Source organism: Melghirimyces profundicolus, assembly GCF_003054245.1.
GTDB lineage: Bacteria > Bacillota > Bacilli > Thermoactinomycetales > DSM-45169 > Melghirimyces > Melghirimyces profundicolus.
The window spans coordinates 121353-143690 of the sequence record NZ_QBKR01000002.1 but is presented as its reverse complement, the minus strand read 5'-3'; the positions used below and the strand labels follow the sequence as shown (position 1 = coordinate 143690).

Below are 22338 nucleotides of genomic sequence, written 5' to 3'. Positions count from 1 at the left end.
TCTTTTTGAAAGCGGTTTCTGTATTCGTACCAAACCACAGGGAAGGTGATGAAAATGCGATTGGTCACGTTTCATGAGGGGGAAGGACACCGGCTCGGTTGCCTGGACGGTGACCGGGTGATCGACCTGAACCGGGCGTGCCGTGCGTGGTTGAAAGCGGAGGGGAATCCGCGGTCCGAAGCTCTTGCTGATGCTTGGGTTCCGAAAGAGATCACCCCGTTTTTGCAGGGGGGAGAGGAAAGCCTGAAACAGGCGGAAAAGGCGGTGGAGTATGTCCGGGAACACGGGGACCGGCTGCCGCCGGGAACGGTTCACTCCCGCGAAGCGGTACGTCTGGCCGCTCCCGTCCCCGCCCCTGGGAAAATCCTGTGTGTGGGGCTCAACTACCGCGACCATATCCGGGAGATGGGACGGGAAGAGCCCGAGTTTCCGGTGATTTTCGCCAAGTTTGCCAACACGGTCATCGGACCCGGGGATGAGATTCCGTTGCCCCCGGTCACGGAGAAGTTGGATTACGAGGCAGAGTTCGCCTTCGTCATCGGCCGGCGCACCAAAAACGTGAGCCGGGATGAGGCCCTGGACTACGTGGCGGGGTACACCATCGTCAACGATGTCTCCGCCCGGGATCTTCAGAAGCGGACCATCCAGTGGCTGCAGGGGAAAACCCTGGATGGAAGCGCCCCGATGGGACCGTGTTTGGTCACCCGGGACGAGATTCCGGATCCGGGCAACCTGGAGATCGCCCTGTGGGTGAACGGGGAGGAACGGCAACGGAGCAACACCCGGCAACTGGTGTTTGACGTCGCCCGGTTGGTGGAGTTCCTATCGGAACTGATGACCCTGGAACCCGGCGATGTCATTTGCACCGGCACTCCCGGAGGGGTCGGGTTCGCCCGGAAACCGCCCGTGTTTTTGAACGACGGGGATCGGGTCCGGATCGAAGTGGAAAGCATCGGAGTGCTGGAAAACAGAGTTCGTGCTGAAGGGAGGAATCACCGTGGAACGGCTGAATCGATATCGGCGGCAAATCGGTGAACGGATCGACTCCCTGGTCACCCGGGTGGAAGGATTGGAAGAAGGGACGCTCCGCCAAAAACCCGCCCCCGGGGAGTGGTCGGCGCAGGAAGTGTTGTGTCATGTGGCGGAAGCCAATGTTTTTTGGATCAACGAACTGAAGCGCGTGGTCCAGTCCCCGGGTCCCTGGGGGCGGGGGATGGACCACGAAGGGCGCCTGAAGGCGGTGGCACAGGCGGGGGACCGGAATCCGTCCAAGGTGATCGAAGAGATCGGGGAAAGCGGGGAATGGGCGGATACGGTTTTGGCCGGACTCCGGGAAGAAGATCTCGATGTGGAGGCCCCCCACCGGAACCCGAAGTTCGGAACGCGTCCCATGTCCTTTCTGCTGGACCATTTCATGGTGGAGCACCTCGACCGGCACATTCGACAGATCGACCGGATTCTGGGAAGTCTTCGGGAACGGAACACCCTTTGAGGAGGCGATTCCGATGGAAACGCAAGCCTTCATGCAGAGTGAGGAAGTGCGACGGTTCAACCGGGAGCTGGCAGAGTTGGATCTGGGGCCGCTCTGGAGCGCGATCCCGGAGTTGGCTTGCAAGGAGCCGACCACCGGGGCGATCCCGTATCTGTGGAAATGGGAGACGCTACGGACAAAACTGATGGAGGCGAGGGAGATCTTCACCCCGGACCGGGGCGGGGAGAGGCGGGCAATCTATCTGCAGAATCCCGGGCTGAAGGATCGCCAACCCTGGGGCTGGGGGTGTGCCACGCCCACCCTGTACGCCGCGGTGCAGCTGATCCTTCCGGGGGAAACGGCTCCGTCCCACCGCCATACCCAGAGCGCCCTCCGGTTCATCACCCAGGGCCAGGGGGCCTATTCCATCGTGGACGGGGAACGCCTCTTCATGGAGGAGGGGGATTTTCTCACCACCCCCCTGGGTCTGTGGCACGGCCATGCTCATCCCGGGGATGAACCGATGATCTGGATGGACTGCTTGGACATTCCCTTTATTTACGCCTTGGGGGGAACCTTTTTCGAACCCCATCCGGACCACATCGAGCCCCCTTCCCGGCCTGATGACCACTCCCCCCGCCGCTACGCGGGAGGTCTGGTCCGCCCGGTATCCGACCGGAAGGCGCAGACGGCCCCCCTCGGCGCCTTTAAGTGGGAGCAGACCCGGTCCAGCTTGGACTCCCTCTCCCAATTCGAGCCGGATCCCCATGACGGGGTGGCGGTGGAGTTCCTCAATCCTTCCAGCGGGGCGACCGCCAATCCGAACATTGCCGCTTGGATGCAGAAGCTTCCGGCCGGTTTCCGGTCCAAGGCCCACCGGCACACCCATTCCACCATCTACCATGTGTTCCGCGGCTCCGGGTGTTCGATCATCAACGGGACCCGGTTCGATTGGTCGGAAGGGGATTACTTCGTCGTCCCCGGGTGGGCGTGGCACGAGCATAACAATGAGGGATCCGAAGACGCCCTTCTCTTTTCCACCAGTGACCTTCCCATCATGGAGCGCTTCGGGGTGGAACGGGAAGAGTCCTATCCGAAAAACGGCGGCCATCAGGAGATCACCGGTCACTTTGAACCGAAGACCCTCTGACGATCCCGGATCGGAAAAGGAGGAGCCACCCATGCCGGTTGAAGAGACGATTCCCCTGTCAAAAGATCCGAAACCGACTTCCTCCCTGCGAAACGCCCTTCGTTTGTTAAAACAGTTTTCAGTTGAAGAGCCCGAGTGGGGGGTGAGTGAACTCGCGGATGAACTGGATGTGGTGAAGAGCACCGCCCACCGGCTCGTGTCCACCTTGGCCGACGGGGGTTTCGTCGCCAAAGACCACCATACGCGGAAATACCGGTTGGGGGGTTCCCTGCTGGCCCTGGGGAACGCCTTCACCGCACGGCTTCAGTTGCATCGCGAGAAGGTGTATCCCTGGCTGAAAGAGCTCGTCGAGGAAACCGGGGAGACGGCCCACATTGGGGTGTTGCAAGGCCCCTATGTGGTGTATCTGTACAAATTGGAATCCCGGTATCCCGTCCGCCTGCTCTCCTATGTAGGGAAGCGGAATCCCGTCCACTGCACCAGCACCGGTCAGGCCGTCCTCGCTTTCCGTCCTCCCGCCGTCATCCGGGAGGTGTTGGCCGAGGGTTTGCCGGCTCACGGACCCAACACGCCCGTCACGACGGAGGCGATGGAAGAAAAGCTGGCGGTTATCCGGAAATCGGGCTATGCCGTCAGTGCGGAAGAGTTGCATGCGGGAGTCACCTCCGTGGGGGCCCCCATCCGAAACGGGAGCGGATGCGTGGTGGCTTCGGTCAATATTGCGGGTCCGGTGACCCGGATCCACCGGGGGACGATCTCCGGTCTTTCCCGGCAAGTCATGCGGGCAGCCAACGGGATCTCAAAATCCTTGGTGTGAGCAATGGGAAGTTTGACAGGAAAGGAGAGGAGTGAGTTGGTCCAGGCCGAAGGTTACCGGGTTCACGAACAAAATGTCGGGTTGGAAACCTACCGGTTACACCGCTTGAATCAATTACTGGTTTTTGCTTCCCAGATGAACGGTTTTTACCGGGAGAAGCTCAGAGGCGTCCGGCTTCCCTTGCGCTCTACGGAAGAACTGGGAAGTCTCCCCTTCACCATGAAACGGGAGTTGATGGAGGATCAGGAGAAGTTTCCACCCTTCGGACGCAACCACACCTATCCCCTCTCCAGCTATGTCCGCTATCACCAGACGTCCGGGACCACGGGGAAACCCCTCAAAGTCCTGGACACGAAGAAAAGCTGGGAGTGGTGGGAAGATTGCTGGCTGGAGGTGCTGCGCACCGCCGGGGTTACCGAAGAAGACCGGGTTTTTCTGGCCTTTTCCTTCGGCCCGTTCATCGGCTTCTGGTCGGCCTATGAAGCGGCCAAAAAATCGGGGGCCCTCGTCATTCCGGGAGGAGGTCAAACCTCCGTGGAGCGGCTCACCGCCATGGAGGCCAACGGGGCGACGACCCTGCTTTGCACTCCGAGTTACGCCTTGCACCTGGCGGAAGTGGCCCGGGAGCAGGGGCTGGATCTTACATCCTCTTCCGTTCGGAAAATCATCACGGCGGGAGAGCCCGGAGGGTCGATCCCCTCGGTCCGACGGCAGATTGAAGAAGCTTGGGGAGGAGATCTGTACGACCATGCCGGCATGACGGAGATGGGAGCCTACGGTTATTCCTGCTCCATGCGCAACGGTCTTCACGTGAACGAATCCCAGTTCATCGCGGAGGTGATCGACCCCAAGACCCACCGACCCGTGGAGGAAGGGGAGACAGGGGAATTGGTGCTGACCAATCTGGGGCGCTACGGATACCCCCTGATCCGGTACCGGACGGGAGATGTGGTGAGGAACAGCGGGATGCCCTGCAACTGCGGCAATCCGCAACGTTTTCTTCCGGAAGGGATTCTCGGACGAAGCGATGACATGGTGATCGTCCGGGGGATCAACATCTTTCCGCAATCGATCGAGGCCGTCATCCGGGAGTTCCCGGAAGTGGCCGAATTCCGCATCATTTATTACACCGTGCAAGAGATGAACCAGGTGAAAGTGCAGGTGGAAGCTCCCGACTCTATAGTTCCGAGATTGGCCGAACGTCTTCGCAGCCGGATCGGGCTCCGCATCGACGTGGAACCCGTAACGGAAGGCTTCCTCCCGCGGTTTGAAATGAAATCCCGGAGGGTGGTGGATCAGCGAATGAGCCAAGCTTCCCCCCTTGGAGGTTCATCCTCGTGAAAAACGTATTTTCATATAAGGTGGCATGGGGAGATGCCGATGCAGCCGGTATTGTATTTTACCCTCATTTTTATCGCTGGATGGACCAGGCCACCCATGAGCTGTTTGATGTTGCCGGGTTGCCGACCGTCAAGCTGTTTAAAGACGAAAGAGTCGGCCTGCCCATTCTCGAGGCACACTGCCGATTTGAAAAACCGGTGTTTTTCGGAACGGTGATCGACATCGAAAGTACTCTCCTGGAGTTGCACAGGAAGGTATTCAAAATCCGGCACCGATTCAAGACAGGAGATACACTGAACGCCACGGGATATGAAGTGCGTGCGTGGACCGTTTTTTCGGGTGACCGTCCCAAAGCCGTTCCGATTCCGGAGGAAGTACGCGCCCTCTTCCAAGGGGAATGAAGATCGGACCGAAGACCGGGAAATCCGTCATACCCGGAACCATCAGGGCTTGAACAGGAGGGAGAAAATGGACAAGAACTGGAACCGGTTGTTCATCGGCGGACGTTGGAAGTCCGGATCCGGAGGCAGTCGGGTCGAAGTGCGGAATCCATATAACGAGGAGCTATTGTTTACCTTCCAGGGAGCCTCCGTACGGGATGTGGACGAAGCCTACCGTACCAGTCAAAAAGTGCAGGAAGACTGGGCGAAAACCCTCCCCCAGGAAAGAGCGGAAATACTGGAGCGGGCGGCTTCCATCATGGTCGGACGCAAAGATGAGATGATCGATCTGCTGGTGAAAGAATCGGGGAGCACCCGTCTGAAAGCGCAAATTGAATGGGGAGCGGCTTGCCAAATGGTCAAAGAGGCGGCCACGTTCCCCTTTCGCATGAAAGGCAAAATCCTGCCTTCCACCCTACCGGGGAAAGAAAACCGGGTCTACCGGTGGCCGGTCGGGGTCATCGGTGTGATCAGCCCGTGGAACTTTCCGTTGCATCTGGGCATGCGTTCGATCGTGACCGCTCTGGCGGCCGGTAACGGTGTCGTGGTTAAACCCGCTTCGGAAACACCGGTGACCGGTGGGTTGTTGATCGCCGGGATCATGGAGGAAGCCGGGTTGCCCGAGGGCTTGATGAGTGTGGTTGCGGGCAAATCCTCCGAAATCGGGGATGCTTTTGTGACCCATCCGGTCCCCCGCATCATCTCCTTTACAGGCTCCACCGAGGTGGGACGCCATATCGCCCAATTGGCCGGGAAACATCTGAAGAAAACGGAGCTGGAACTGGGCGGAAACAACGCCATGATCGTCCTGGACGATGCCGATCTCGAAGCGGCGGCGGAGTCAGCCGCCTTCGGGAAATTCCTCCATCAGGGGCAGATTTGCATGGCCGTCAATCGGTTGATCATCGATCAAAAAGTCTACGATGATTTCATTCCCATTTTCAAAAGAAAAGTGGAACAGCTTCGCACCGGGGACCCCGCCGACGAAAACACAGCGATCGGTCCCCTCATCAACCGGTCCCAGTTGGAAGGTATTCTGGAACATATCGAGCACAGTCTGGAACAGGGGGCCGAAAGAATCTACGGGGGACATGCGACGGGTTTGATCTTGGAGCCGACGATTCTGGTTAATGTGACCAATGACATGGCAACCGCCCAAAACGAGATGTTCGGTCCCGTAGCCAACCTCATTCGGGCCCGGGACGAGTCCGACGCGATTCGGATCGCCAACGATACCGTCTACGGTTTGAGTGGAGCGGTTCACACCCGCGACATCCAACGCGGCGTCCGGGTGGCACGGTCTCTCCAAACGGGAATGGTGCACGTCAACGATCAACCGGTCAACGATGAAGCCCATGTGGCATTCGGTGGGGAAAAGGCGTCCGGAATCGGCCGTTTCGGAGGGGAATGGATTCTGGAAGCATTCACGACCCATCAATGGATCTCCGTCCAGGAAAAGAAGAGGGACTATCCCTTCTTCACCTGATGGTGCCGGATCGTCGCAACTCACTCCATGAAAGGGGAAGGCTCATGTATACAACGGCGACGGCTTTCTTGGAAGCTTTAAGGGAAGTGGGAGTCTCCCATATCTTCGCCAACCTGGGAAGCGACCACTCTGCCATCATCGAAAGTCTGGCCCAAGCACGTAAAGAGAACCGAAACCTTCCCCGGCTCATCATCTGCCCCCATGAAATGGTGGCCATGAGTGCCGCCCACGGTTATGCCCAGGTAAGCGGAGAGCCGCAGGCCGTGTTGGTCCATGTGGAATGCGGCACGCAAAACCTCGGAGGGGCGGTCCATAATGCGGCCAAAGGCAGGATTCCCGTCCTGATCTTTGCCGGGGCTTCCCCCTATACACAGGAAGGGGAAGTTCGGGGAAGCCGGAACGAGTTTATCCACTGGATTCAGGATGTTTTCGATCAACGGGGGATCGTTCGTGGATACACCAAATACGACAACGAGATACGTTCCGGGGACAATGTGAAACAACTCGTTCATCGCGCCATGCAATTCGCAATCAGCGATCCGAAGGGGCCGGTCTATCTGATGGGTGCCCGGGAAGTCATGGAAGAAGAGACGGAACCCGTAACCATCCAACCGGAACTTTGGGGGCCGGTAACTCCCTGTGCCCTCCCGCCCCAGGGGATTGCTGAACTGGCCTCGGATCTGATCAAGGCGAAAAACCCGTTGATCATCACTTCTTATTTGGGACGAAATCCGGAAGCCGTCGGTGAGCTGATCCGCTTGAGCCGACGTTTGGCCATTCCCGTCATCGAATCCGTCCCCAATTACATGAATTTTCCCGCGGACCACCCCATGCATGTCGGTTATCAATGGAACACGGCAAAGCAGAATGAACTTCTCGCCGAAGCGGACCTCGTCCTTGTGTTGGACAGCGATGTTCCTTGGATTCCGATAAAAAACAAGCCGGCCGAGAATGCGAGGATCTATTATATCGACATCGATCCTTTGAAGGAACAGATGCCCCTTTGGTATATCCCTTCGAAGCGTTTTTTCAAGGCGGACTCCCATGTGGCTCTTCAACAACTGAACCAGTACCTGCAGGGGGTGGACCTGATCGATGAAGAGGCCGTCATGATGCGTTGGCGGAAGTTTTCGCAGATTCATGAACGGCAGAGGGAGGAGCTGATTCGCGAGGAACAGCCGGATCCTGCCGGGATTACTCCGGCCTATCTGACGGCTTGCGTCAGAGAAGTGATGGATGACCACACCTTGGTATTGAGCGAAGGCATTTCCAATTATGAGACTATCTCCACTCATCTTCAGACCATCCGGCCCGGTTCGCTCTTCACAAGCGGCGGGGGATCCTTGGGCTGGAACGGGGGTGCGGCCATCGGGGCCAAGTTGGCCGAACCGGAGAAAAACGTGATCAGCCTTACGGGGGACGGTGCTTATCTGTTCAGCATTCCGGCAACCGTCCATTGGATGGCGAACCGATACCGTACTCCGTTTTTAACGGTGATTTATAACAACCGGGGATGGAAATCCCCGAAACTTTCCACCTTGGGTGTGCATCCGGACGGTGTGGCAAAACAGACCGGTCAGTTCTGGGTTGATTTTGATCCATCGGCCGATTTGGCGAGGATCGCCGAAGCAGCCGGAGGAACCTATGCGAAGACGGTGAAAAAGGCGTCTGAACTGAAAGAGGCCTTGGAAAACGGTTTGAGACGGGTGAGAGAAGGACGTTCCGCTGTATTGGATGTCCGCCTTCCTCCCATTTGACAGAGTAAATTTGAAAGCGGTTTCAACAGGAGCCAAAGGAGGCATGTTAAATGGGTGCATTCGGAAGATGGCCTTGGCAAGGGTACCATAAACTGTGGATGTTGCTGTTACTGGGGTGGGTCGTGAGCGCGGCGGACCGGACCATCACCGGACCGGTCATCACTTGGATGATTGAAAACCAGGTCTCCTTCCTGGGGGCGTCGGATCATCCCCATGCTCTCGGGGGACTGGTGGGCAGTCTCTTTTTCGCCGGGTATATGCTGACCCAGTTTCCCGGCGGGTATCTGGGGGACAAATACGGCCACCGGACCATTATTGTGATCAGCATCCTTTGGGCGGGGGTGGCCACCATCGTCAGCGGGTTCGTCACCAGCCTGGTCGGATTCATCGCTCTCCGGGTGATCACCGGACTGGGGGAGGGGGCGTACTACTCCAACGACCGGACTCTCATCGCGGAAAAGACACCCTTTGAAAAGCGAAGTTTCGGCATGGGGGTGGTGATCACCGGCCTGTCCATCGGGATCACCTTGGCCATCCTGCTCTCTCCCTACCTGATCAATTGGGGACAAGCTTGGATGCCGGGAAAAAACGGATGGCGGATGCCGTTCTTCGTCCTGGGTGCCATCACCATGATCATGGGAGTCTGGTTATACCGGTATTTCAGGGCCCAGCAGCCAAATCTTCCTTACCGCGCCGCCGTCCTTGAATTATTGAAATATTCAGCCGTATTTCTCGCGGCCATCATGGCTGTTTACTTCCTGTCCGAATCCATCGGGATGCCGGACTACGGCGTCGCGGCGATCGAGCTCATCCTGGCTTTCCTTTTGATCGGCTTTGCCTTCGGCAAAAAGGGGAAGGAGCTCTCCCCGGTCCTTTACAACAAAAACCTGCTTCTTCTGTACATCGCCGCTATCGCCATTTTGTGGAACCTGTGGTTTTTCGGTTTCTGGTCGGTGGCCATTATCTCCAACGCCGCTGATACCTCTTTCCTGAAGGCAGCCCTGACCGCCACCTTCAACGCGGGGGCCGGGATCCTGGGCTTTCCCGCCGGGGGCTGGCTCGCCGACTATGCCGTCCGGAAAGGGTGGGGGAGGAAAGGGATGCTGCTATCCTTCACTTTGATCCAGGGACTCCTCACCCTGGGCTTCGGTTTCTACCTGTCCCAGGGCGGCCAATCCGTGGTCCTGATGGCCGTGCTTCTGTTCGTCACGAGTCTCTTCTTCAACGCACTCCAGCCCATCTCCCAGGCCCTGACGGCGGACATCGCCCCCGCTGAATACCGGGGTGCCGCCTTCGGTATGTGGAATCTCATCGGCGAGATGGGTGCGGTCATGTCCCCCGTCGTCAGCGGCGCCCTCCGCGACGCCACCGGCACCTGGACCGCCGCCGTCATGCTGGACGGCGCCCTGATCCTGGCCAGCTTCGTCCTCATCCTGTTCGTCCGGGAAAAAGCGGCAGAAGAGCCGTTAATGAAAGTGGCGAACTGAGGGAAGGAAGATCTTTGTGACCAAGGGAGTGAATCGGATGCCCGGCGAAACCGCCGGGCATCCGCGGTCTGTTTCATCGGCCGGCGGTTACCGTTCGTCGAGGTATTTGAAAAAACAAAAATCCAAGGAGTACTTGGAAAGCATTTCTTCAAGGAGCGGAAGTCGGATCCGGGGTGGATGCCGCTGAACAAGCACAGCAATCGGTAAATGATCATGGCAGATTTTGAACTACAAGAGATCTTACGGGAAGGGAAGATCCAAAAGGAAATCGAGGCAAGAGAGGAGACGTATCGAGAAAGCCCACAAGAAGCGGAACGTATTGCTGCGCGTCAACGGACTGGTTTTCCGTCTCCACGGGATTTCCAGCCCTTCCTGATAACAGGAACTTCCAAATCCGAAATCGAAAAAGATAAAGAACACAAATACTCGAAACATTAAGGAGGGGAATGGATGAACCGACCCTTGGTTTGGTTATCGGTTTTCTTCACTCTCTGTATGACGTTGGTGTCTCTTGGCGCTTCCGTACACGCCATTACCTACGGTGAACCGGACGACGAAGATCACCCCAATGTAGGTGCTCTGATCGTTGAAGACCCGGACACCGGTGATAAAGAACATATCTGCAGCGGTACCTTGATTTCACCTAAAAGCGTTGTGATTTATGGTTAGGCACAGAAGAAGGGAAGCGTTTACCCGAAATAGCGACTTTGCTGTCCTACCCAGCGGAGAATCAGCCTGCAAGGGCGTTTAGGGGCAAAAGCTTCTCTGTGTTGCATCCGTAGGCGTTTGCCCCTGCCCGTAGCAGGAAGATTCGGAGCGGACAGTGCCTACATCTCTGCAGGACAGCAGCCGGAGCGGCTTCGGGTAAATGCCGCCGCTCACTTTTTCACAATACTACTAATGTCTTCCTCGCTGCTGCTCACTGCACCAGTGATTTGGGAGATGAAACCGTATGGGTCAGCTTTGATTCGGATGTCGATCCGGTGACGACCACCACCGAACTGTACTCAGGCAAAGCCGTTACTCATCCAGACTACAACCAACGTCAATCCAACCCCGCCGACTTGGCGGTGGTATTGCTGGATCAACCCATTAAAAAAATCCAACCTGCCCAACTGCCGGAAGCAGGTTTGTTTGACCGGATGGGCGACCACGACGGAATGAAAGGTCAACCCTTCACCGCTGTCGGTTACGGTGTTCATGCCCCGGTAAATCAGCCCGGCGGTCCCACTTTCCCCTACGACGGGGAACGCTGGAAATCCGTCTCCCAATTTGAAGCGCTTAATGACAGCTGGCTCCGTCTTTCGCAAAATGATGCCACCGGAGACGGTGGTACCTGTTATGGCGATTCCGGCGGCCCCAACTTCCTTGGTTCCGGTCCCGAAGAAACCGATATTATTGCGGGTGTAACCGTCACGGGTGATGCCATGTGTAAATCGACCAACACCATTTACCGTTTGGATATCCCCACTGCCCGGGAATTCCTCAGTCAGTTTGTGGAATTGCCCTGAACAAAAAGGATCCATAAGCGGTCCCGAGGCTCTCCCGATTTCTGTTGCAACAATGTTCGTTTGATTTTTAAACCGCCTCACCACCCTTTTCGTCAAGGATGGGAGGCGGTTGTTTAAAGGAAGGTTATCTGGTTTCCGGGTAGCTGATCAAGTTGACGAACATTCGGTAGCCGCCGGGAATCTGGTTTTGGATTTGCCGGTACCAGACCAGGCTGCTGTAAATGTAGGATCCTTCCCCGTAATCGGCTACCAGCAAACCGCCCTGGAAGGGTTTTTCACCGGGGTCTGCCATGGAAAGGAGTGGGGTGTAGGCGGAATCCCATTCGGAAGGGAAGTACAGGCCGCGTTCCTGAACCCACCCGTCAAAATCCTTCTCCGTAATCTCATTGGGGGCATGGAAAAGAGGGTGCTCCGGCTGCAGGAAGGTCACGGGTGCCTTCTCATCTGTGACTCGCCACTGGATGGACGGTTGTCCCGGAGTGATGGGGTGGGGGGCCAGTTCCGGTTTCCAGTTGTCCCAAGGTTTGTGATACTGCATCACTACATGGCCGCCGTTTTTGACGTAATCCAACAAGCGGTCATTGTGCTCCAGAAGGTCTTCCCGGGAAAGATAAGCCCGGATGCCGACGACGATGGTGTCGTATTGACTCAGATCCCCGTTGGCGAGGTCTTCTGCTTTCAATTCCGTCACGTTCATCCCGGCCTCTCGCAGATGGGAAGCCACATTATCAAAGCCGCTATCCACATGGCCCACTTTCAGGCCCTCCGCCATTTTGAGGGAGAAAGCCTGGACGGGAAGGCGGGACTTGGTTAGCAAGTAGCTGGTGCCGATGTGATCATAGGAGATGGGCTGCACCTGACTTTGAAAGCGGCGTCCGCCCACTTCCGCCGTGAAATCGATTGAATGGCGGCCGGACTGTACCCCCTTAGGGGCGGTCACCCGGAAGGTCAGCTTTTTTTGTTCCCCTGGTCGGGTGAAGGTGACGGGTTGGACAGCGGGTTCCGCTTTCCAGCCTTGCGGCAGTTTTGGCCGGAGGGTTCCGGAGTTTGCGCTGTCTTTGTAGTTGGTGACGGTCACGGTCACTTCTTTGGGATCGGAAGCCTTCTCCGTGTTGACGATGGTGGCGGAAGGGTTTAATTGCATCCCCCAGTCGGGGAGGAGAGCAATGGTTTGTTTGACAGGGTTGACCGAGAGGGTGCGGTTGACCTTGGTTCCTTGGAGTCGGTATCGAAGTTTTGCACGGATGACGGAAGGTTGGTAGGGGTCGAAATAAGAAGCGTCATCCGGTGCGGATAGGTTCATTGTGACGGTTTTTTGTTCTCCTGAGGCTATGCTCCCGAAGGAGGGATCTGTGGAAGCGGTCCAACCATCCGGGACGACGGGTTGGAGATTCAGGTCGGTCAAATCCGATGTTCCGCCGTTTTGGATGTCAATGGTGACCTGGGTGTCATCCCCCCGGGTCAAAACCGGATCTTCCACCGACATCCGGACTGTGATGTTGGAAGCCACGGCACTGGCTGCCTGCAGTTGTTTTTCTTTCACCTGAAGCCGAAAAGCAAGGTCTTCTTTCTGTTTCTTGTCCAGTCGGCTTTTTTCGACGGCATCCTTGATGTGGCGGGTCATTTTCAGGGCCGTCTGCACTTTTTCCGTCACCGCCGGGCGGTCGGGGTAGGCCTTCTGGGTTGCTTCCAGCATCTTTTGCAGGGAGATCAGGCGTTTGTTCAGGCCCGCGTCTTTGACGGAAGCGGCCAAATCTTCAAAGGTGACGGGAATCCCTTCAAAGAGGGAGGATTCTTTCCCGGTTTCTCCGGATGCTGATTTTACCAGTTCCAGAGAGACAAAGTAATCTTCCGCAGGCAAATCACGGCCCATACCCTGGCTTTTGTGGAGCTTTCTTGATTCTTCGCCCAGTTGAGGATAGGTGAGGCCGAACACGGGATCTTTCTTTCCGATGTTGAATCGCAGGGTTTCATGCCCTTCCATCCCTCGTAAATACAATTTCTTAATTTGCCATGGGCGGAGCCCCTGTTTCAAATGTTCAGGGAAAACGTGGGGATCGGCGGCATCATGGAACGCCTTCAGGCTGAGACGGGTGATGGCCCGGTGATGTCCGTGCTGGGAGGGGACATCACGGAAGGAGGGCATCAGGATATCGGGGCGCTGTTCACGGATGCGGCGGATCAGGCGTTCATAGACCACCTTCTCTCCCCATTTTTCCAGGGTTTCTTCCGAAGATTTTGAAAAGCCGAAGTCATAGATGGGGTCGTTGATCCGTTGACTGAGCAGAAACAGATCGATCCCGAGAACTTTGGATGCTTCCTGCAGTTCCCGGGTGCGAATGGTTCCCAAGCCGTTTCCCAGTTCATTTCCGATCTCATTCTGACCGCCTTCTCCCCGGTTGGCCAGGACACTGGACGTCCGCACCCCTTCACCGAGGGAGAGCCATGCGAGCAGTGCACTGAACTCATCGTCGGGGTGAGCCCCGGTATTCATAAAACTGACCACCTTGTCCAAGGGACGCAGGACCTTCCAGAGCTCCGGATCCTGTTCTTCATTGGCTTGAACCGAAAATGAAGGCAAGAGCAGGCTGACCATCAACGACACGGACAGAAACAGGGGAAACCACTTTTTCCACCGGTACATGCCGGACCCTCCCGTATAATAGTAGTCCGGTATTCTATCCCACCATCTGCATCCATATTATGATCACATCAAAACTATTTTTTCAATAATTTTTTGTAAAAATTAATTCAGTTCAAAGTATTTTAAAAATCAGAAATATGATGTATAGTAAGTTGACCGTGGTATTTATCCCACCTCTGCATTGTTAGTTTGGAAACTTTACAAACCAAACCCGAGTGAGGATGGCTTATGAGGAAGCAAAGCGTCAGCGGAACTCCCCGCGAGATGAAACGCATGAACCAACGATTAATCCTGCAGACCATACGCAGGAAGCAGCCGATCTCCAGGACAGAAATTTCGGAGATGACGTCCATCAGCAGAACAACGGTTTCCCAGTTGATTGATGAAATGATGGAGGAGGGGGTGGTGAGGGAGACGGGAAGGGGTTCTTCACCCACTCAGGGAGGACGAAAGCCGGTTTTTTTATCCATCGACGATGATTCCGGTTTTGTGTGCGGGTTGGATATCGGCGGTTCCAGCATCACTTTTGTGGTTTGCAATCTCTCCGGAAAAGTGGTTTCCAAAGAAGTCGTTTCCACGCCGGTATCTCTTGGACTGGAGTCGCTGTTTCGTTTGATTGAACGATTTCTGGATAACGCACCGGTTCCTGTGGAAAGGCTGATCGGTCTCGGTGTGGGTGCACCGGGCATCACCCGTTTCCATGACGGGGTGGTCTTGTCGGCACCCAGCCTGGGTTGGACGGATCTCCCGTTAAAAGAGGAAATGGAGGACCGTTTCAACCTGCCCGTTTATGTTGAAAACGACGTAAATATGGCGGCATTGGGGGAGTGTTGGCTGGGTGCGGGGAAGGGGAAACGACACGTGGTCATGATCACCGTCGGAACGGGGATCGGTTGTGGATTGATTCTGAACGGGGACCTCTACAGGGGTTCCCGGTGGGCTTCGGGAGAAATCGGGTTCATGGTGACCGATTCCCATGCCGTTGAACACTGGGATGATCCGGTTTTTTCGGGCTTCGGTTATATGGAAAGCAAAGCCGGGGGGCCTGCCATCGCGCGTCAGTATTTGCGTGGCCTGAAAGATACGGACGGAACGCTTGTCTCGAATGCAAAGGATATTTTCGACTTATGGAGGAAGGGCGATGAGACAGCAGGGGCCGTGATTTGGGAGGCAAACAAGCATTTGGCTGCCGGGATCGTCAATGTGGTGGTGTTGTTTGATCCGGAAGTGGTGATTCTGGGAGGCGGCCTGATGAAGTCCCAGGATCTGCTGCTTCCCCAAATATTAAAGACTGTGAAAAGGTTTGCCCCGATTCAGCCGGAAATCCGAATCAGCCAACTGGGCGATGATGCCGGCGCACTGGGGGCGGGAGCCTTGGTTTTGAAAGAGCATGACTGCCCGTATCAGGGTGTTTTGTGAAAACCTCTCATGGAAGGAGTGTCCATCATATGAGGTCAAAAACAAGAAAAAGCCTGATTCTTTTAACCATCCTGGCCACTGTAATATCGACCGGTTGCTTGGCCTCCGAACCGGAGGGAGATTCCGCGAATCAAGACGGTCTGGAGGAGAAGGTGGTCGTCTATTCCCCTCACGGAAAAGACATTCTGCAGGATTTCGAAAAACAATTTGAAAACGAGCACCCCAACACCGACGTGGAATGGCTGGACATCGGCTCACAGGAGGTCCTCGACCGGATTCGGTCCGAGAAAGAAAATCCCCAGGCGGATGTCTGGTGGGGTGCCCCGTCGGTGATGTTCGAGCAAGCACGGGAAGAAGGGCTGCTGGAACCTTATAAGCCGAAGTATGCCGAGGCTTTACCCGAAGATTTCCGGGCAGAGGATTTCTCCTGGACCGGAACCAGCCAGACCCCCGAAGTGATCATGTACAACACAAAGGAGATTTCCAAGTCGGAAGCACCTAAAGACTGGGACGATCTGTTGGATCCGAAATGGAAAAACGAGATAATCATCCGCTATCCCCTCGCTTCCGGTACAATGCGGACCATTTATTCGGCCATGATCTACCGGGAATATAAGGATTCCAAAAGCCCCGAAAAAGGCTATGAATGGCTGAAAAAGCTGGATGCCAACACGAAAGAATACGCCGCCAATCCTGAGATCATGTACAGCAAGGTGGCCCGGGGCGAAGGTTCCCTTTCTGTCTGGAACATGCCCGATACCGTCATGTTGAAAGAGACCAAGAATTATCCGTTTGACTTCGTGATTCCTGAAAGTGGGACCCCGGTTCTGACGGAAGGAATGGCCCTGGTCAAGGGCGGGAAACATCCCGAAGCGGCCAAAGCATTTTATGAGTTTGTCAACTCAAAACAAGCGGCAAAGCAGTTGGCCGAGAAATATTACCGCATTCCGACACGAACCGATGTAAAAGGTTTACCGGCATGGATTGAAGAGACGGAAATCAAACCGATGGATCTTGATTGGAAAGTGCTGCAGGAAAAAGAGAATGAATGGATGGAGTATTGGGATCAGAAGATCAAGAACAAAGCCAAACAAAAAGAAGAATGACGATACCGGGATGGGAGTGATAACGGTTGAGCCGGGTCCGTCTGCAAAATGTATCCAAAACATTCGGAACCACAACCGCGGTCAAAGAGCTGAATCTCACTATACGGGAAGGGGAGTTCTTTACTTTCCTCGGGCCCAGTGGATGCGGGAAGACCACCACTTTGCGGATGATTGCCGGTTTTTATTATCCCGCGGAGGGGCGGATTTGGTTTGATAACCGGGACGTGACCGAAGTTCCTCCCCAGAAGAGAAACACGGGCATGGTTTTTCAAAACTATGCCCTGTTTCCCCATATGACGGTGCATGAAAATGTGGCTTTCGGACTCGAGGTGCGCAAGATTTCCAAAAAGGAAATCCGTGAGCGGGTGAAAAAAGCGTTGGAGCAGGTCCGGCTGGCCGGATACAGTGACCGGAGGATCGCCCAACTCAGCGGGGGGCAGCAACAGCGGGTCGCCCTGGCCCGTTCCCTGGTGATCCGTCCGGGAATTCTTCTTTTGGATGAACCGCTCAGCAATCTCGATGCCCGGCTTCGCGATGAGATGCGTTCGGAAATCCTGTCATTACAACGTTCACTTGGCATCACCACCATCTATGTCACCCACGATCAGACGGAGGCCCTGTCCATGAGCGATCGGATCGCAGTGTTCAACCAAGGGGTCTGTCAGCAGGTGGGGACCCCGGAAGAGGTTTACAACGCCCCCCGAAATGCCTTTGTTGCTTCCTTTGTCGGGGAAACCAACCTCTTTCCGGCCACGGTGGCACAAGTATCCGGGGAGACGGTGACCGTCCAAAGCAAGGATCATACCTTCCGGATCAGACACAAGCAGGAGGAGTCCGGATTTTCTGTGGAACCGGGAAACCGGTTGTTCCTGACCATTCGGCCGGAAGGAGTGGACTTGGTCCCGGAAGCGGGAGAAAATACGTTGTCGGCGAAAATGGAGCTTGTCCAGTTTATGGGCACTTCCTTTCATTGTGCCGCCCGTCTCGAAGACGGGACACCGCTCAAGGCCATGTTTGTCAACCGCCCCGACCTGATGGGCCGTTTGAGGGAAGGCGATCGGGTGATCTTCCGGTTTCCGGAGGATCGCCTCCGGCTCATTCCCGGAGGTGATGACCGTGCTTAACCGCTTGCTGAAACGCGGATGGGATTGGTTTCAGACAGACCGGGTCTTCACCTGGGTGCTTCTGCTCCCGGTGGTGGCGGTGTTGTTTTCCTATGTGTTTTATCCCGAATTCAGGACGTTGGTGGAGAGCGTCTGGGTGAATGGGACGTTTTCGTTAAAAAATTACCGACTATTCTTTAATCCGGAGAGCCTGGCCAACCTGGAGGCGTTGTGGAACAGTGTCTACATCTCGATTCTCAGTGTGTTCTTAAGTGCCCTGATCGGCGTTCCCCTGGCCTTTATCTTCAACCGATATGAATTCCCGGGCCGTCGTTTTTTCGCATCGGCAGCGATCATGCCGATTGTGCTCCCGTCGCTGGTCGGGGTGATGTCCTTTCTGTTCCTCTACGGGGAATCGGGCTTGGTTACCCGATCCATCCAGGATCTGTTCGGGTTGGAGGAACCGCCTTTCAAGCTGAGCGGGGTTTCGGGAATTCTCCTTGTTCACGCTTATACCATGTATGTCTATTTTTACATGACGGTTTCTTCCGCTGTCCGTGGCCTCAATCCCGCTTTGGAGGAAGCGGCCACGAACCTCGGGGCCGGCTCCTGGACGGTGTTCCGGCGAGTTACTCTCCCGCTGTTGACACCGGCGTTGGTGGCAGCATCGTTGTTGGTTTTCATGACCTCCATGGCTTCGTTTTCAGCGCCGTTCCTGCTGGCAGGGGGGTTCCGGGTTCTCAGTCTTCAAATCTACTTTTCAAAAATCAACGGAAACCTGGACATGGCCGCCACCCAATCGGTGATCCTCTCTGTCATCTCGATTTCCTTTCTGCTGTTGATGCGGTGGTACCAGGGAAGAAGGGATTACCGGATGATGGAAAAAGGGGTCGGCACCCACCGGAGGGAAGTCCGTAACCCATGGGTAAAGTGGCCCTTGGTGGCCACCGGGGTTTTCGGGGTCATCATCCTTCTCCTTCCTCATGCGACTTTGTTCCTGCTGTCGCTGGTTCCCGAAGGAACCTGGACCTATCAGACGTATCCGACCACGTTCAGTTTCGAGAACTACATTCTGCTGATGAAAGATCCAACGATCTGGGAACCGGTCCGAAACAGTCTCTTGATGGCCACTGTCGCCACAGCCGGTAACTTCCTGTTCGGGATCTTCGCCTCCTATGTGTTGGTCAAACGAAGATTCCGGGGGAAGAATCTCCTGGATATTTTGGTGATGCTGCCTTGGGCTCTGCCTGCCACTGTGGTGGCGATGAACATGATCCTGGCATTCAACGTCCCGACTCCCTTCACCTTTGGGCATGTGTTGGTCGGAACGTTTTGGATTTTGCCCCTGGCTTATTTTATCCGTCACATCCCTTTGGTGGTCCGCTCCACCAATGCAGCATTGGAACAGTTGGATGATTCATTGGAGGAAGCGGCCCGAAATTTGGGGGCTCGGTGGACGACCACTTTCCGACGGGTGATTCTTCCCGTGATCATGCCGGGGATTATGGCCGGAACCTTACTGGCTTTTGTGACAGCGGTGGGCGAATTCGTCTCCTCTGTGATGCTTTACACCATTGATAACCGGCCCATTTCGATCGAAATCATGAACCAGCTTCGTATGTTCAATCTGGGCCAGGCCGCTGCATACGCCGTCTACCAGATTATATTGATCGCCGGCGTACTGTGGATCTCTCAACGTTTTTTCGGTGTAAAAGCACAAAATACACTATGATTTCCCGAGGGAGGGTGTACAGATGGGAAAGAGGAAAAAAGTGTTGGAAAGAGACGGTACTGCCTTTCCTGCCAAGACCTATGTGGACTGTCTGTTAAAGCCTGTGTTCAATGATCAAAGGGATTTTCTGTTTTCCGCCATGTTTCAGATTCATCGAGCCCATGTTTTAATGCTGTGCGATAAAGGGCTGTTATCCAGGGATGAAGCAGGAAAAATCCTGCGGGCCGTTGAAAAGTTGGCCGGGAAGGATCCCTCCGAATTTCAATACGACCCCCGTTACGAGGACCTGTTCTTCATGGTGGAGGGTATGTTAAAGGGGGAGATCGGGGAAGACCTGGCGGGGAATATGCATATTGCCCGCAGCCGGAATGACATGGGAGTGGCCATGTACCGTTTGGTTTTGAGGGAAAAGCTGTTGGAGCTGATCCGGAACGTGCAGGAACTCAGGGAAGCCTTGCTGTATGTGGGGGAAGAACATTTGGAAACCGTGATGCCGGCTTACACCCATACCCAGCCGGCACAACCCACCACGCTGGGCCATTACCTCCTGTCCGTGCACGATATGGTGGAACGGGACACAAAACGATTGTGGTCGGCGTACCAAAACGTCAACAAAAGTCCCCTCGGAGCGGCAGCCATCACCACAACGGGCTTTGACATCTGCCGCGATTCCGTAAAAGATTCTCTGGGGTTTGAGGAAGTGGTGGAAAACTCCTATGACGCGATCGCGGGAGCGGACTACCTTCTGGAGACCGCAACCTCGATCATGATTCTGATGACGGACCTGGGGCGGTGGGTTCAGGATATGCTCCAATTTTGCACCCGTGAGTTCAATGCCGTGAAGGTGGCGGATGCTTACGTCCAGATCAGCAGCATCATGCCCCAGAAGAGAAACCCCGTTTCCGTGGAGCATTCCAGGTCCCTGTCCAGCAGCGCCATCGCCGACGCTCAGGCTGTTCTCACCATGGTGCACAACACTCCTTTCGGGGATATCGTGGATACCGAAGACGATCTGCAACCCCACCTTTACCAGGCGATCGACAAGAGCGTCCGGGTGATTAAATTGATGACCGCCGTTATCAGCACCATTGAAATCAACAGGGAAGATCTCGCGCGACGGGCCCGGGAAGGATACATCACCATTACGGAGCTTGCAGATGCCATGGTTCGGGAGAAGGGGATTTCATTCCGAACCGCTCACCAGATCGCTTCCAAGGTGGCCCACAAAGCCCACCGGGCCGGCATGGAGCTGGATGAAGTTCCTCCACAGATGATTCTCGAAGCGGCTAAAGAAGTCTTAGGAAGGGAGATGACCTTTTCTCAAGAAAAACTGGCCCAAGTCAGCGATCCTCATTATTTCATCGAAGTTCGCAAATGTCCAGGGGGTCCCAGTCCCAAGGAAGCCCAACGGATGCTGGATGTTCGCAAAAGCCGTTTAAAAGAAGACCGGGACCGGTGGACCCGGGTTGAAGGTAAAATCCAATCTGCCCAAGAGAGGCTGATGGACCGGGTTCATAGCTTTATTCTGTCTTCCGATGGATAAAATGCATTACGTTTAAAGAAAGTCTGATTTTAAGTGGCCTTTCTCGGAGTTGGTGGAATAAGTCAACCCTTAGTCTGCGGTTGACCCGAATTTTAATGGACAAACCCAATTACACACAATGTTACCTAAAAGTGTTGTGATTTATTGTTAGGTCAGAAGAAGGGGGAAGCGTTTACCCGAAATAGCGACTTTGCTTTCCTGCCCAGCGGAGAATCCGCCAGCAAGGGCGTTCAGGGGCAAAAGCTTCTCTGTGTTGCATCCGCAGGCGTTTGCCCCTGCCCGCAGCAGGAAGATTCGGAGCGGACCGTACATCCATCCCTGCAGGACAGCATAGCGAGACCGGGGAGAGAAGCGACCCCGGCGAGACTTGTGCTCTGTGAGTGCAACCGGAGCGGCTTCGGGTAATTGCTGCCGCTCACTATTTCACAATATTTCAAATGGGTAGATCAAAGTATCTGCGTGATGAATTCCTATGTTTGGATGCTGAGCGAGCCAAGCTCAGTGAGAAGTATCTGCTTCCCTGAACCCGCTTCAGTTGCCGTTGACTCGGACCTCGGTCCGTAGCCGTTGATGTACAGATTCCGATTGGACCCCCTGATAAATTTTTGACACCCAATTGGGGTTCATGACGAAATTTCCATCTATTCTTCAAAAAGGAGTGATCTTGCAAGCGCTTGGGGACTTTAACGACCGGATCAGCTTGGCGAAGTTCTGTCCCACCGGTGTTTTTTGGAGTTGCATTCCTTCTGAGTTGTAACTATTATGGTTACATAACACAAAGGGTGATGCCATGAAAATCAGCAGTCGTTTTACTATAGCTGTTCACATCCTTTCCCTTCTTGAGGTTGAAAAAGCTTCCCACTGTACTTCGGAATGGATTGCAAGCAGTGTCAACACCAATCCGGTCATTATTCGCAGGGTGATCGGAAAGCTGAAAAAAGCGGGCCTGGTCGGCGTCCGTCCGGGAACAGGGGGAGCCTATCTGCTGAAGAGCCTGGAGGATGTCACCCTGCTGGATGTTTACCGGGCAGTGGAAGTGGTGGAGGAAGGTGAGCTGTTCCACTTTCACGAGCATCCCAATCCTCAGTGTCCGGTCGGGGCCAACATCCAAACCGTGCTCCATGTGATTTTGAAAATCGCCCAATCGGCGATGGAACAAGTGTTGGAACAAATCACCATGAAACAGCTGGTCGAGGATTTGATCCAACAGATGGAGGACCGTCCATCGTAAATGAGTCCCGGGGCTGAAGGAAATGACACCCGGCTGTCATACAGTCCTGATTCATCATGCTATTTTTTGGATGTGTTGTAACAATGATGGTTACATCAAT

The 22338-nt window shown here is 55.2% G+C and carries 18 protein-coding genes; 17 read left to right on the top strand and 1 reads right to left on the bottom strand.

Going from position 1 to position 22338, the window contains the following annotated elements:
* Window positions 1-54: 54 nt before the first annotated feature.
* The 11 genes from C8P63_RS02160 to C8P63_RS02105 all read left to right on the top strand — a co-directional run bounded on the left by C8P63_RS02160 (window position 55) and on the right by C8P63_RS02105 (window position 11460).
* Entirely contained in the window at window positions 55-1035 is a 981-nt protein-coding gene (locus C8P63_RS02160; RefSeq protein ID WP_108021697.1) for a fumarylacetoacetate hydrolase family protein, read from the top strand.
* Window positions 998-1492, top strand: coding sequence for a DinB family protein (locus C8P63_RS02155; RefSeq protein ID WP_170109444.1), 495 nt, complete (start codon window positions 998-1000; stop codon window positions 1490-1492). The genes C8P63_RS02160 and C8P63_RS02155 overlap by 38 nt, the downstream gene beginning before the upstream one ends.
* A 13-nt stretch (window positions 1493-1505) precedes the next feature.
* Window positions 1506-2621, top strand: a complete 1116-nt coding sequence (locus C8P63_RS02150) for a cupin domain-containing protein (protein WP_108021695.1) — start codon at window positions 1506-1508, stop codon at window positions 2619-2621.
* Window positions 2622-2652: 31 nt separating this feature from the next.
* On the top strand, window positions 2653-3438 hold the full coding sequence (locus C8P63_RS02145; RefSeq protein WP_108021694.1) for an IclR family transcriptional regulator: 786 nt from the start codon (window positions 2653-2655) through the stop codon (window positions 3436-3438).
* A 36-nt stretch (window positions 3439-3474) separates the two neighbouring features.
* On the top strand, window positions 3475-4779 hold the full coding sequence (locus C8P63_RS02140; RefSeq protein WP_245920627.1) for a phenylacetate--CoA ligase family protein: 1305 nt from the start codon (window positions 3475-3477) through the stop codon (window positions 4777-4779).
* On the top strand, window positions 4776-5180 hold the full coding sequence (locus tag C8P63_RS02135) for an acyl-CoA thioesterase (RefSeq protein ID WP_108021692.1): 405 nt from the start codon (window positions 4776-4778) through the stop codon (window positions 5178-5180). The genes C8P63_RS02140 and C8P63_RS02135 overlap by 4 nt, the downstream gene beginning before the upstream one ends.
* Window positions 5181-5247: 67 nt before the next feature.
* On the top strand, window positions 5248-6705 hold the full coding sequence (locus C8P63_RS02130; RefSeq protein ID WP_108021691.1) for an aldehyde dehydrogenase family protein: 1458 nt from the start codon (window positions 5248-5250) through the stop codon (window positions 6703-6705).
* Between the two features lie 44 nt (window positions 6706-6749).
* Window positions 6750-8462, top strand: a complete 1713-nt coding sequence (locus C8P63_RS02125) for a thiamine pyrophosphate-requiring protein (protein WP_108021690.1) — start codon at window positions 6750-6752, stop codon at window positions 8460-8462.
* Window positions 8463-8512: 50 nt separating this feature from the next.
* Window positions 8513-9949 (top strand): MFS transporter, encoded by a 1437-nt coding sequence (locus C8P63_RS02120; protein ID WP_108021689.1) that lies wholly within the window; start codon window positions 8513-8515, stop codon window positions 9947-9949.
* Window positions 9950-10399: 450 nt separating this feature from the next.
* Window positions 10400-10618, top strand: a complete 219-nt coding sequence (locus tag C8P63_RS02110) for a hypothetical protein (protein WP_108021687.1) — start codon at window positions 10400-10402, stop codon at window positions 10616-10618.
* A gap of 140 nt (window positions 10619-10758) precedes the next feature.
* Window positions 10759-11460: a trypsin-like serine protease gene (locus C8P63_RS02105; RefSeq protein ID WP_108021686.1), complete on the top strand. Its 702-nt coding sequence runs from the start codon at window positions 10759-10761 to the stop codon at window positions 11458-11460.
* 124 nt (window positions 11461-11584) lie between these two features.
* Here the strand turns inward: C8P63_RS02105 and C8P63_RS02100 are convergent, their stop codons facing one another.
* The gene (locus C8P63_RS02100) at window positions 11585-14104 is read right to left on the bottom strand and encodes an NEW3 domain-containing protein (protein ID WP_108021685.1); all 2520 of its coding nucleotides are present in this window, start codon (window positions 14102-14104) and stop codon (window positions 11585-11587) included.
* Window positions 14105-14332: 228 nt separating this feature from the next.
* Between C8P63_RS02100 and C8P63_RS02095 the strand changes: the two genes are divergently transcribed.
* The 6 genes from C8P63_RS02095 to C8P63_RS02070 all read left to right on the top strand — a co-directional run bounded on the left by C8P63_RS02095 (window position 14333) and on the right by C8P63_RS02070 (window position 22238).
* Window positions 14333-15523, top strand: coding sequence for an ROK family transcriptional regulator (locus C8P63_RS02095; protein ID WP_108021684.1), 1191 nt, complete (start codon window positions 14333-14335; stop codon window positions 15521-15523).
* Between the two features lie 29 nt (window positions 15524-15552).
* Window positions 15553-16629, top strand: a complete 1077-nt coding sequence (locus tag C8P63_RS02090; protein ID WP_108021683.1) for an extracellular solute-binding protein — start codon at window positions 15553-15555, stop codon at window positions 16627-16629.
* Window positions 16630-16655: 26 nt separating this feature from the next.
* Window positions 16656-17753: an ABC transporter ATP-binding protein gene (locus C8P63_RS02085; protein WP_108021682.1), complete on the top strand. Its 1098-nt coding sequence runs from the start codon at window positions 16656-16658 to the stop codon at window positions 17751-17753.
* Window positions 17746-19464 (top strand): ABC transporter permease, encoded by a 1719-nt coding sequence (locus C8P63_RS02080; protein WP_245920626.1) that lies wholly within the window; start codon window positions 17746-17748, stop codon window positions 19462-19464. Before C8P63_RS02085 ends, C8P63_RS02080 begins: the two co-directional genes overlap by 8 nt.
* A gap of 22 nt (window positions 19465-19486) precedes the next feature.
* On the top strand, window positions 19487-21007 hold the full coding sequence (gene argH, locus C8P63_RS02075) for an argininosuccinate lyase (RefSeq protein ID WP_108021680.1): 1521 nt from the start codon (window positions 19487-19489) through the stop codon (window positions 21005-21007).
* A gap of 790 nt (window positions 21008-21797) precedes the next feature.
* On the top strand, window positions 21798-22238 hold the full coding sequence (locus C8P63_RS02070) for an Rrf2 family transcriptional regulator (RefSeq protein WP_108021679.1): 441 nt from the start codon (window positions 21798-21800) through the stop codon (window positions 22236-22238).
* The last annotated feature ends 100 nt before the right edge of the window (window positions 22239-22338 follow it).